Annotated in this window: 11 protein-coding genes; 5 read left to right on the forward strand and 6 right to left on the reverse strand. The window is 71.2% G+C overall.

The window, feature by feature from the left end:
• Positions 1–10 precede the first annotated feature (10 nt).
• A complete protein-coding gene (locus tag LVO85_RS06510; RefSeq protein ID WP_232746595.1) occupies positions 11–1,489 on the forward strand; it encodes a sensor histidine kinase in 1,479 nt (492 codons plus the stop codon).
• A 25-nt stretch (positions 1,490–1,514) separates the two neighbouring features.
• Here the strand turns inward: LVO85_RS06510 and LVO85_RS06515 are convergent, their stop codons facing one another.
• On the reverse strand, positions 1,515–1,763 hold the full coding sequence (locus LVO85_RS06515; protein ID WP_153396354.1) for a WhiB family transcriptional regulator: 249 nt from the start codon (positions 1,761–1,763) through the stop codon (positions 1,515–1,517).
• A gap of 388 nt (positions 1,764–2,151) precedes the next feature.
• On the opposite strand from LVO85_RS06515, the gene LVO85_RS06520 reads away from it, so the two are divergent.
• The 3 genes from LVO85_RS06520 to LVO85_RS06530 all read left to right on the forward strand — a co-directional run bounded on the left by LVO85_RS06520 (position 2,152) and on the right by LVO85_RS06530 (position 4,670).
• Positions 2,152–3,342: an amidohydrolase gene (locus LVO85_RS06520; protein WP_232746596.1), complete on the forward strand. Its 1,191-nt coding sequence runs from the start codon at positions 2,152–2,154 to the stop codon at positions 3,340–3,342.
• Between the two features lie 156 nt (positions 3,343–3,498).
• On the forward strand, positions 3,499–3,771 hold the full coding sequence (locus tag LVO85_RS06525) for a PadR family transcriptional regulator (RefSeq protein WP_332875413.1): 273 nt from the start codon (positions 3,499–3,501) through the stop codon (positions 3,769–3,771).
• A gap of 269 nt (positions 3,772–4,040) precedes the next feature.
• Positions 4,041–4,670 (forward strand): hypothetical protein, encoded by a 630-nt coding sequence (locus LVO85_RS06530; protein ID WP_232746597.1) that lies wholly within the window; start codon positions 4,041–4,043, stop codon positions 4,668–4,670.
• Positions 4,671–4,743: 73 nt separating this feature from the next.
• On the opposite strand, the gene ppdK is transcribed toward LVO85_RS06530, so the two are convergent.
• Positions 4,744–7,413 (reverse strand): pyruvate, phosphate dikinase, encoded by a 2,670-nt coding sequence (gene ppdK / locus LVO85_RS06535; protein ID WP_232746598.1) that lies wholly within the window; start codon positions 7,411–7,413, stop codon positions 4,744–4,746.
• 40 nt (positions 7,414–7,453) lie between these two features.
• Positions 7,454–8,287 carry a pyruvate, water dikinase regulatory protein gene (locus LVO85_RS06540; RefSeq protein WP_232746599.1) on the reverse strand — a complete coding sequence of 278 codons (834 nt, stop codon included), beginning with the start codon at positions 8,285–8,287 and terminating at the stop codon, positions 7,454–7,456.
• 29 nt (positions 8,288–8,316) lie between these two features.
• Here LVO85_RS06540 and miaA point away from each other — a divergent pair, with 29 nt between their 5' ends.
• Positions 8,317–9,237 (forward strand): tRNA (adenosine(37)-N6)-dimethylallyltransferase MiaA, encoded by a 921-nt coding sequence (gene miaA, locus LVO85_RS06545; RefSeq protein WP_408637674.1) that lies wholly within the window; start codon positions 8,317–8,319, stop codon positions 9,235–9,237.
• Here miaA and LVO85_RS06550 read toward each other — a convergent pair.
• From LVO85_RS06550 to LVO85_RS06560, 3 genes are all read right to left on the reverse strand, one after another.
• Positions 9,221–10,828 (reverse strand): DUF5671 domain-containing protein, encoded by a 1,608-nt coding sequence (locus LVO85_RS06550; protein ID WP_232746600.1) that lies wholly within the window; start codon positions 10,826–10,828, stop codon positions 9,221–9,223. The genes miaA and LVO85_RS06550 overlap by 17 nt on opposite strands.
• Positions 10,828–11,268 (reverse strand): hypothetical protein, encoded by a 441-nt coding sequence (locus LVO85_RS06555; protein ID WP_232746601.1) that lies wholly within the window; start codon positions 11,266–11,268, stop codon positions 10,828–10,830. The genes LVO85_RS06550 and LVO85_RS06555 overlap by 1 nt, the downstream gene beginning before the upstream one ends.
• A 139-nt stretch (positions 11,269–11,407) precedes the next feature.
• Entirely contained in the window at positions 11,408–12,010 is a 603-nt protein-coding gene (locus LVO85_RS06560) for a class I SAM-dependent methyltransferase (RefSeq protein WP_232746602.1), read from the reverse strand.
• Positions 12,011–12,071: the final 61 nt, after the last annotated feature.

Raw genomic sequence — 12,071 nt, forward strand, 5'->3', positions numbered from 1 at the left:
GTCTGCGGGGGTGCCGACCCTGCGCGATGTGCTCTCCGGTGGATCGGGCGTCAGTGCTGCCGACGCGGAGTGGCTGCACCGGCTGGTGGGCGACTGGCAGATGGTGGCCGACCTGTCCTTCGCCGACCTGACCCTCTGGGTCCGTCTGCAGAACGGGTCGTGGGTGCTCGCGGCGCACGCACGTCCGAGCACAGGTCCCAACTTCTACCACGACGACGTCGTCGGGAGGCCCGCCGAGCCCGAGCGCGCGGCCCACCTCGACCGGGTCGCCGAGGAGGACCGGCCGACGACTCCACGAGGGGGCGGCCATGTCAGCGAGCAGTACGTCCCGGTGGTCCGGGTGGGGCGCGTCGTCGGCGTGCTCGTGCGCCATACGGACCTGCAGAACATGCGTCAGCAGGGCGGTCTGGAGGTCAACTACCTCCAGATCGCGCAGTCGCTGATGACGATGGTGGCCCAGGGCAACTTCCCTACGCCGCACAGCCAGGCCGGGGTGGGCAGGGGCACACCGCGCGTCGGGGACGGCGTCCTGAGGCTGACCGCCGAGGGCCGCATCGACTATGCGAGCCCCAACGCGGTGTCCGCCCTGCGCAGGCTCGGCCACACCGACCAGGTGGCGGGCGCCGACCTGTCCGAGATCGTGACCGACCGGCTGCCTGCCGGCGCCACGGTGGACGAGACGATGCCCCTGGTGCTGACCGGGCGCGCGCCCTGGGGCACGGAGATCGAGGCCCCGGGCATCAACCTGACCCTGCGCTGCGTGCCGCTGCTCGAGACCGACACGCGGGTCGGCGCGCTCCTGCTCCTGCGGGACGTCAGCGAGCTGCGCCGGCGCGAGCGCGAGCTGCTCACCAAGGACGCGACCATCCGGGAGATCCACCACCGGGTGAAGAACAACCTGCAGACCGTGGCCGCGCTCCTGCGTCTGCAGTCACGGCGTCTGGACGACCCGGGGGCACGCGCGGCGCTGGCCGAGGCGGGGCGTCGGCTCAGCACCGTGGCCCTGGTCCACGACACGCTCAGCCACGGTCTCGACGAGACGGTGGTCTTCGACGACATCGCCTCGAGGCTGGCACGGGGGATTGTCGAGGTCGCCTCACCGGCGGTGTCCGTGTCGTGGGTCACGACCGGCTCCTTCGGCAGGTTGCGCGCCGAGGACGCGACCCCTCTCGCGATGATCCTGGCAGAGCTGGTGCACAACGCCGTGGAGCACGGCTTCGACGACCAGTGGGTGCAGCAGGGCGACCGGGCCGCGGTGACGGTCCACGCGGAGCGCAGGCAGGGCAGCGACGGTGAGCTGCTGGCCGTCACGGTCTGCGACAACGGCAAGGGTCTGCCCGCTGGTCGTGCCGCCCCGCCGGGATCCGGGCTGGGCATCCAGATCGTCGAGGCCCTGCTGGGGGACCTTCGAGGGGAGATCGCGTGGCACAGCACTGAGCCGCACGGAACCGTTGCGAGGTTCGTCGTGCGGCTCAGGACGGTCGGTTGAGTGATGTGTCCGGGAGAGGCCTTCCTCAGCCGGCTCGGCGGGCCCGCGCCTTGCGGCGCTTGAGTGCGCGGCGCTCGTCCTCGGACAAGCCGCCCCACACACCAGCGTCCTGACCGGTCTCCAACGCCCACTTGAGGCAGGTGTCGATCACCGGGCAACGCCGGCAGACCGCCTTGGCCTCCTCGATCTGCTGCAGGGCGGGTCCCGTGTTGCCGATCGGGAAGAACAGCTCCGGGTCCTCGTCCAGGCAGGCAGCGCGACTGCGCCAGTCCATGTCGGTGCTCCTTGGTTGTCGCTCCTCGGTCCGGGGACCTGACCGAGGCGTGGTCGTCGTGGCTCGTCTGGTGCGGTGCCGAAGCGGTGCACGACCACCACTTCGACCGGTGTAACGTTGGGTGTGGCGGGTTTGTTTCCCGCTTCGTCCGGCGGCTCTCGCGCTGTCGCACCTCGTCGTGCGACATCTCATCATCCCGCGAAAGCGCTTGCGCACGCGTGAGCAGACCTCGGCGTGGCGCGTCCTCCATCCTCACAGGCGCGGTCACCCAGCACAAGGGTTACTGCGATATTTCCGGGCCAGGTCGCTGAGGTCTCCCTCACACCGCACCGCCACAGCGGCCTGCCTAGAGTGGGCCTGCCCGCGCAACCGACTCCGAGGAGCCCTCATGACCCTGGCCATCACGCACGCCCATGTCGTCCCCGTGGAGGGGCCGGCGTTCGACGGCACCGTCGTCGTCGACGACGGTGCCATCACCGCGCTCGGGGCGGACGTCGCGGTCCCCGACGGAGCCGAGGTCGTCGACGCGCAGGGGCGCTGGCTGCTGCCCGGGCTGGTCGACGCCCACGTCCACCTCGGCGTGTGGGAGGAGGGCGAGGGGTGGGCCGGCCAGGACACCAACGAGATGACCGACCCGGTGATGGCGGCGGCACGCGCCCTGGACGCCATCAACCCACGCGAGCGTGGCTTCGACGACGCGCTGGCAGGGGGCATCACCTCGGTCAACGTCAACCCGGGGTCCGGCAACCCGATCGGGGGGCTTGCCGTCGCCCTCAAGACCTACGGCCGGTATGTCGACGAGATGGTCATGCGCTCGCCGTCCGGCCTGAAGGCGGCGCTGGGGGAGAACCCCAAGCGCGTCTACGGCGAGCAGAAGAAGACACCCTCGACCCGGTTGGGCGTCGCGCTCACGCTGCGCAAGGCGTTCACCGAGGCCCGCGACTACCAGGCGCGGCTGGCCCACCGCGAGGACGGTGACGCCCCCGCGGAGCACAGCCTCGTCAACGAGGCGCTGTGCCTCGTGCTCGACCGGGAGATCCCCTGGCGCCAGCACTGCCATCGTGCGGACGACATCGCGACGGCGGTCCGGATCGCCGAGGAGTTCGGCTACCAGCTGGTGCTCGACCACGGTACCGAGAGCTACCTGGTCGCCGACCTGCTGGCCGAGCGAGGGATCCCGGTGCTCTACGGCCCGATGATCGTCTCGCGCTCCAAGGTCGAGGTGCGCGAGCGCTCGGCCAAGGCGCCCGGCATCCTCGACCGCGCCGGCGTGAAGGTGTCGATCATCACTGACCACCCCGTGGTGCCGATCGACTACCTGGTCACCCAGGCCGCCCTGGCCGTCAAGGAGGGGATGGAACCCGACGCGGCCCTCCGTGCGGTCACGATCAACCCGGCCGAGGTCATGGGGGTGTCCGAGCGCGTCGGGTCGTTGGCCGTCGGCAAGGACGCCGACCTGGTGCTGTGGTCCGGCGACCCGCTCGACTTCACCTCCCGCGCACTGCGCGTGTGGGTCTCCGGCCGGGAGGTCTACTCCTACGACGAGGCAGCGGGCACCGGGACCGTCGTTCCCCGCTGACACCGACCACCCCCCTGCACGCGGCCGGGCCTCTTTGGGGGCCCGGCTGCTGGTGCCTGTGCTGTTGACAACACTGTGTGACACACACTCGCGTCGCGATCGTGGACGACGACGTGCTGGCCGGGCACCTCCAGGAGCTGCGGCGGGGGACCGTGGTTGGCGTGTCTGGCCACCCTGGACACCCCGCGCTACGGGTATGCCCTGCTGGAGACGCTGGAGGCGGCGGGTTTCGGCGTCGAGGGCAACACCCTCTGCCCGCTGCTGCGCCGGCTGGAGAAGCAGGGGCTGCTGACCAGGGAGTGGAACACCGAGGAGCCACGCCCGCGCAAGCTCTACCGCGTCACCGCGCAGGGCGAGGCCGTCCTGCAGGCACTCCTGGACGAGTGGGGCGGTCTCGACGCGTCGATCCGGGCCCTTGCAGAGGAGTGACCATGAAGACCGGTGCGGCCGCACCCACCCTCACCGACCGCTACGTGTGGGCGGTGACCCACCACCTCCCGGCAGACCAGCAGGCCGACGTGGCTCGGGCGCTGCGGGCCACCATCGAGGACACCGTCCAGGGGCGCTCATCGGTCCCACCCTCTATGCCGACTCCGTGCGGCTGCTGCGAGTGCTGGCGCCCGTCATGCTCGCGGTGCTCGGAGCGGTGTGGGTGCTGGGTCTCGTGGTCGACGAGGTCGACTCGGTGGGGTGAGGCAGTGGTCGACGGGCTCGCCCTGGTGTGGAACGCCTCGGTGCAGCTGCTGTTCTGGGTCACGCTCGTCTTCGTCGTGGTCGAGCGGACCCGGCCTGAGACCGAACGCGAGAAGCCCCTGGTCGAGTGGACTCCCGAGCACCTGCCAGACATCCCCCCAGGACAGCAGGTCGGCCGGGTCGAGTCGGCCTTCGGTCTGGTGTTCCTGAGCCTGCTGCTCTTCGTCCCGGACCACCTGGCCGGTGTGTCCTTCGGCACCGACTTCGTCCAGGTGCTCGACGCCGGGATGACGCCCGGCTGGAAGGCCGCCCTCGTCGACGTGCTTCTCGCCTCCCTCGCCGTCGAGATGGTCAAGCTGGTCACCGGACGGTGGACCTGGCCGCTGGCCGTCGCCAACGCGGCGGTGGACCTGGCGTTCCTGGGGGTCGTGGGGGTGCTGTGGGTGGGTGACGACCTGCTCGACCCCGGCCTGGGCGAGTCGCTGGGGCAGATCACCGACGCGGTCGGCGTGACATCCGGCACCGGGTGGTGGGACACCACTGTCGCGGTGGTCCTCGCGGTGGTCGTCGTGGTCACCCTCTGGGACACGGCCGAGGGGTCCGTGACGCTGCGGCACGGGCACCGCGACGGCTGAGGTCCACCGTCCCGGACGTGACGGAGGCGGGCCCGGCACCGCAGGGGTGCCGGGCCGCCTCCGGTGATGCAGGTCAGCCCTGCCCGTCGAGGACGGCCCGCGCGGCCGAGAACCGCGCGATGGGGACGCGGTAGGGCGAGCAGGACACGTAGCTCATGCCGAGCGACTCGAAGAAGCCGATCGAGGCAGGGTCACCACCGTGTTCGCCACAGACGCCCAGCTTGAGGTCCGGCTTGGCGGCCCGCCCGCCCTCGACGCCGAGGCGCACCAGGCCGCCGACACCCTCGACGTCGATGGTGGCGAAGGGGTTGTCGGGGAGCACGTCGGAGTCGACGTAAGCGGCAAGGAAGCTGCCCTCGGCATCGTCACGGGAGATGCCGATGCCGGTCTGGGTCAGGTCGTTGGTGCCGAAGGAGAAGAAGTCGGCGTGCTCGGCGATCTGCTCGGCGACGACCGCTGCCCGGGGCAGCTCGATCATGGTGCCGACGGTGTAGTCGAAGCGATGACCGGCGGTCTGGAACTCCTCGGCGAGGGTCTCCTCCACCAGCTCGCGCATGCGCCGTAGCTCCTCGGCGTATCCCACGAGCGGGACCATGATCTCCACGACCGGCTCACCGCCGGCGTCCTTGACCGCGAACGCGGCGCGGGCGATCGCCCGCACCTGCATCTGCGGGATCTCGGGGTAGAGCAGGGCCAGCCTGACCCCTCGGGTGCCGAGCATGGGGTTCATCTCGGTGAGCTTCTTGACCTGGGCCAGCAGGTGGCGCTCGTGCTTCAGCTGCTCCTCCGAGCCGCCCTGCAGCTCCAGCCGCTGCACGGTGAGCGACTGCTCGACGAGGTCGGGCAGGAACTCGTGCAACGGGGGGTCGAGCAGACGGATGGTCACCGGCAGGCCTGACATCGCGGTGAAGATGGCCTGGAAGTCCTCCTGCTGCATCGGCAGGATGGTCTCCAGCGCTGCGTGCCGCTCGGTCTCGTCGTCGGCCAGGATCATCCTGCGCACCGCGGGGAGCCGGTCCTCGGCCATGAACATGTGCTCGGTGCGGCACAGGCCGATGCCCTCGGCCCCGAACTCACGGGCCTTGGCGGCGTCCTCACCGGTGTCGGCGTTCGCGCGCACGGACATCCGGCGCACGTCGTCGGCCCAGCCGACGACGGCCTCGAAGTCCTCGTTGACCTGGGGTGGCACCAGCTCGAGCGCTCCGGCGTAGACCTCTCCGGTCGTGCCGTCGAGGGTGATCACGTCGCCCTCCTCGAGCACGAGGTCACCGACGGTGACCTGCTTTGCGGCGGTGTCGATCTTGATGCCGGCGGCGCCGGCGACACAGGGCTTGCCCATGCCCCGTGCCACCACGGCGGCGTGCGAGGTCATGCCGCCGTGGGTGGTCAGCACGCCCTGCGCGACGATGACGCCGGCGATGTCGTCGGGGGTGGTCTCCCAGCGCACGAGGACCACCGCGTCACCCGCCTTGCCACGCTCCTCCGCCGTGTCGGCGTCGAAGACGATCTCGCCCACGGCAGCACCGGGGGAGGCGTTGAGCCCCCTGGTGATGGGGCTCTGCCCGTGGTCGGGGTCGATGGCAGGGTGCAGGAGCTGGTCGAGCTGGGCCGGCTCGATGCGGCGCAGCGCCTGCTCGCGCGTGATGACCCCCTCCTCCACGAGGTCTCGGGCCACCTTGAAGGCGGCCGGTGCGGTGCGCTTGCCGGTGCGTGTCTGCAGCAGGTAGAGGGTGCCTTCCTCCACGGTGAACTCGATGTCCTGCATGTCGCCGTAGTGCTGCTCCAGCCGCTCCATGGTGGCCACCAGCTCGCCGAACGCCTGCGGCAGCGTCTCCTCCATCTCGGCCAGCGGCCGCGGCGTGCGGATGCCGGCGACGACGTCCTCCCCCTGGGCGTTGAGCAGGAACTCGCCGTAGAGCTCCCTCGCACCGGTGGACGGGTTGCGGGTGAAGCACACGCCGGTGGCGGAGGTGTCCCCCCGGTTGCCGAACACCATCTGCATGACGTTGACAGCGGTGCCGAGGTCGTCCGGGATGCCGTGGGCGCGGCGGTAGACGCCGGCCCGAGGGGTCAGCCACGAGTCGAAGACGGCCCCGATGGAACGCCTGAGCTGGTCCTTGGGGTCGCTCGGGAGCTCGGTGCCCATGTGCTCACGGGAGACCGCCTTGAACTGCTCGACGAGCTCCTTGAGGTCCTTGGTGGTCAGGTCGGTGTCCTGCTCGACGCCGCGCTGGCGCTTCATCGCGCTCAGCGCGTCCTCGTAGGCATAGGCAGGCACACCCTCGACGACGTCGCCGTACATCTGGATGAACCGACGGTAGGAGTCCCAGGCGAAGCGCGGGTTGTCCGACTCGGCGCCGAGGGCGTCCACGGTCTCGTCGCTGATGCCCAGGTTGAGGATCGTGTCCATCATGCCCGGCATCGAGAAGACCGCACCCGAGCGCACGGAGAGCAGCAGCGGCCGGTCGGGGGAGCCCAGGGTCCGGCCGGTGCGCTGCTCGAGCCGGTCGAGGGCGGCCAGCGTCTCGTCCCACAGCGACTCGGGCCACGTCCCTCCGGCCTTCATGGTGGCGATGCAGGCCGCGGTGCTCACGGTGAACCCGTCGGGCACCGGGATCCCCAGGCGGGTCATCTCGGCCAGGTTGGACCCCTTGCCCCCCAGTAGGGAACGCATGCTGGCGTCCCCGTCGGCGAGGTCGTAGAGGTAGCGGACAGGGGACGTAGACGCGGCAGGCGTGGTCATCACAACTCCTAGCTCCATTGCTGTACTCGGAGGCTATCGGTCAGGCCGTCGCGGTGTCCTTCCGGTGCTCGATGATCTCGATCACTCTGCCTGCGGCCTCCTCCAGGGCCAGCGCAGTGGTGTCGATCACCGGGCACCCCAGACGGCGCTGCAGCGCGGCGACCTCGTCGAGCTCGTGGAAGATGCGTCCCAGCTCGCTGTAGCCGTCCCGGTTGGCCCGTGACCCGAGCGTCTGCACCCGGCGGGCACGGATTGCCTGGAGCCGCTCGGGGTCGATCGTGAGGCCCACGATCTTCCATCGCTCGACCTCGAAGAGCTGGGGTGGCGGCGCGATCCCGGCGACGATCGGGATGTTGGCCGTGCGGTAGCCGAGGTAGCCGAGGTACATCGACAAGGGTGTCTTGCCCGACCGGGAGACCCCGATCAGCACGATGTCGGCCTCGTGGATCGAGTTGTGCAGCTGTCCGTCGTCGTTGGCGACGGCGAACTCCATGGCGTGGATGCGCTTGAAGTAGTCCTCACCGACCCCCACGGGGCGCACGACCCGCTCAGGGTCGGCTCCGGTCGCCTGCTGCATGGCGGTGACGGCGGAGTCGAGCAGGTCGGCGTGCGGGATGCGTCGTTCCTCGCAGCGAGCGACGACGAGATGCCGCAGCGACTCCTCCACGATCGTCGAGAAGACCACCGTCCTGATGCGCGAGGGGTCCAGCCGGGAGAGGACCCCCTCGACGCTCTCGGCCGACGACAGGCGCGGGTGCCGGATGATCCGCACGTCCCACCCCGCATACTGCGCTGCCGTGGCGCGCGCCACCCGGGCGGCGGTGTCGCCGGTGCTGTCGGCAAGGACGTGCAGCTCGATCGGGGTGCCGGTCATCCGGCCAGTATGCGTGCCAGACTGCCCGCGTGTCAGTGTCAGCCCAGGGGCCACCCGTCGTGGCCGTCGTCGGCGCGACGGCGACCGGCAAGAGTGACCTGGCGCTCGACCTGGCCGAGACGCTGGACGGGGAGATCGTCAACGCCGACGCCTCGCAGCTCTACCGGGGCATGGACATCGGCACGGCCAAGACTCCCGTCGGGCAGCGCCGCGGCATCCCGCACCACCAGCTGGACGTCCTGGAGGTGACCGACGAGGCGAGCGTGGCTGCCTACCAGATGCACGCCAGGGCCGACCTGGCGGGGGTCCGCGCGGCCGGACGACGGCCGGTCGTGGTCGGTGGGTCCGGCCTCTACGTCCGGGCCCTCCTGGACCGTCTTGAGATTCCCCCGACCGACCCGGTGGTGCGGGCGCGGTGGGAGGCGGCCCTCGCCGAGCGTGGGGTGGCGGAGCTGTATGCCGTGCTGCGCGAGCGGGACCCCGTCGCGGCCGACCGGGTCGAGCCCGGGAACGGGCGGCGGATCGTGCGAGCCCTGGAGGTGGTCGAGCTGACCGGGCGGCCGTTCAGTGCGACCCTGCCCACGCGCGAGCTGCTGCAGCCGACCGTCATGGTCGGGCTGCGGGCTCCCCGCCCGGTGCTGGCTGCGCGCATCGCCGGGCGGGTGCTCCGGATGTGGCGTGACGGACTGCTGGAGGAGGTCGCCCACCTCGACACGCTGGGGCTGCGCCGGGGTCGCACCGCCGCGCGTGCGCTCGGCTACGCCCAGGCTTTGGCTCAGCTGGACGGGATACTGACGGAGGAGCAGGCGCAGGAGCAGACCGTGCTCGCGACCCGACGGTTCGCACGGCGCCAGGAGGCGTGGTTCGGCGCCGACCCGCGGATCCGGTGGGTGGAGCACGACGCGCCCGACCGGGTCGGCCGAGCGCTGGCGCTCATACGCGCTGGATAGGGATGCCGTGTGGCCCGTCGGCCTCGTCCAGCACCAGCACGTCGCTCTGCCCGGCCGACTCGACCGCCCGCACGACGTCCTCCACGTCCCACGGCCGTTGGCCCTCCAGGTCGGTCCGGTGCACGATCTGCACCGCCGTGCCGGTGCGAGCGGCGACGGCTCGGCCGAGTGTCGCGTCGGCAGGCCCGGCGAGCAGCACCCACCTGGTGCGCCGGTGCCGGTCACGGTGCGGCAGCCGGGCGCGGTCGGCGCGGAAGACCTGTCCGTGGTAGGCGGAGACGGCGCCGGCGGTGACCAGCATGCCGATGGCGAACCCGGTCTCCCGCAGCGTCGCCGCGCCGACCTGTCCCCGCAGGAGGTCGTCGAGCACGAGGTAGACCCCGGTGAGCAGCGCGACCACGGCGGTGACGCCGCCGAGACCGACGAGGACCACGAGGTAGGCACGGCGCACCGGCGAGGCCACCTCCGCGGTCGAGGCGGAGGCCGCCCGCTGGGCGCGACGCCAGTGCAGCAGCCACACCGGTGTGCCGACGACCAGCAGCGTCATCGCTGCCAGCAGCGTGTTGACCACGGTGCTGCCGACCAGCAGGTCCGACCGCCCCGCCAGAGCCTCGACCAGGGCGACGACCACCATCGTCAGGCCGACGGCGGCGGCCCCGAGACCCAGCCCCGACATGAGGTGGTCGTAGACGCGCTCCACCTCCGTGCGCTCCGTCGTGCGCTGCTGTGCCAGCACGGCCTGGTGGTACCACCACACCACGAGTCCCACCGCGGCGGTCGCCACCGCCGAGGAGGTCCCGGAGAAGTGCTCCGCGGCGCTGCTCGTCCTCGGGTCACCGACCAGCCAGACGAGCACGGTCCAGCCCGCGACGCTCAGGGAGACCAGGGTCGCCACCAGGCCGGCGCCCACGCCTGCCAGCAGCACGTAGACCAGGTGCAGGGGACCATGCCGACGTGACAGGCCGGCCAGCCAGTAGACACCCCAGACGAGCGCGCCGGTGAGCAGGAGCACGGCACCCCGCCGCAGCGGGTCGCCTGAGGCGGTGACGACCACGTCGTCCGAGATGCCCGTGAAGGTGTCGAGGGACGCGGTCAGCAGACCCACGAGGCCCGAGGCGGCGACGCCGAGACCGATCAGGGAGCCCACGAAGTCCTGGAGCACCAGGTTCTCGGGGGCTGTCACCCGAGGGCCGACCCACCAGTGGAACCACCAGAGGGCGCCCCAGACGAGGAGCGAGGCCAGGGTCCGACCGGAGTAGGCCTCCACACCGACCACCCAGCCCAGGACCCCGACGAGGGCCACCAGAGCGGTGACCAGGGAGACCACCGTGGCGAGGACGAGGTAGGCGGTCCAGCCGAAGGACCGCGCCTCAGCAGGGTCCTCGGCCAGCCGTTTCCTGGTCCACCAGGCCAGACCGACGAGCAGCGGCACGCCGATGGCGGCGAAGGTGATGGACCGGGCCGTCTCCGACGGGGCTGCGACGACCGCCGAGGTCTCCAGCACGGGTCCGAGCAGACCGACGACACCGAGTGAGGCGACCACCAGCAGGCCGAGGAGGAGGAGGTACTGGAAGAAGCGGCGCACCTCCATCAGAGGTCAGCTCCGCAGCTCCAGAGGGGCCAGGGGACCCCCAGGATCACCCAGCCGTCGCCGTCCGGGGTGAGGCGGTAGGTCTGCGGCTCGGAGTAGCCTCCGATGCCGAACGGTCCGTCCGTCCAGGTGATCTCGACCTGCACCCGGGCACCGGTGTCGGTCGTGGTGGTCTCGATCAGAGCGACGGTGCCGGACGTGTCGTGGTAGCCACGCTCCAGGTCCTCGAGAGTGCAGCGTCCTTCGGGGTCGAGGAGCGCAGCGGCCCGCTCGTAGTCGTGGGCGAAGGTCGCCTCCAGGAAGGTCTGGACCGTGCCCTCGGGGGTCGAGAGGTCCAGGTCGGCTGAGGGTTGGGTGGCGCGCACGATCGCGGCGACGACAGCCACCAGCACGATCACGGCCACCACTGCCGCGAGCATCCAGGCCGGCTTCCTGCCCATACTCCACGATCCCACCGGGGGTGTGGTCATGGACAGCCTTACCTGAATGTGTGATCTGTCTCATGCTGTGGGGCGGGTGCGTCGCACCAGGCCTGCGGGGGTGGGGCCCGGTGCGCATCCACCCATGCGCTGCAGCTGCTCAGGCTGCCAGCTGCAGCACGCGGAAGCCCTTGGCGCTCGCGGTGCGGGACACCTCCATGCGCGGGAAGGTCGTCGCGAGCCAGGCCTGGAGCGAGTCGGCGCCGAGGTGACGGCTCACCACCAGGTATGCCGTGCCGCCCGGCGCCAGCCGTGGCAGCCAGTGCTGCAGCATCTCGTGCAGGGCCGCCTTGCCCACCCGGATGGGCGGGTTGGCCCAGATGAGGTCGAAGCGCACGTCGTCGGGCACCTCCCCGGGCTCACAGGCGAGCACCCGGGAGCAGCCGAGGCGCTCGGCGTTGCGTCGCGCCAGGTCGAGCGCGCGGTGGTTGACGTCCACGGCGTACACCCGGGCCTGGGGTGACGCCAGCCCCAGGGTGAGCGCCAGCGGTCCCCAGCCGCAGCCGAGGTCGAGGAACGTGCCGCGCTCCGGGGGGGAGGGCACGGAGCGCAGCAGCACCGCGGTGCCCTTGTCGAGACCTTCGGGGGAGAAGACGCCCCCTGCCGTGAGCACCTCGACCGACCGACCCGCGAGGTGGACGGTGCGCTCGCGCAGCTCCCCGTCCGAGGCGGGCCGGGCGGTGAAGTAGTGGTCGCCGGTCACCCGCGGATTCTACGGCCGGGAGGAAATCAGTGGCCGCAGGCGTTCTACTGGTGAGACGCTG

The sequence above is a fragment of the Ornithinimicrobium sediminis genome (assembly GCF_021272345.1).
GTDB classification, from domain to species: Bacteria; Actinomycetota; Actinomycetes; order Actinomycetales; family Dermatophilaceae; genus Ornithinicoccus; species Ornithinicoccus sediminis_B.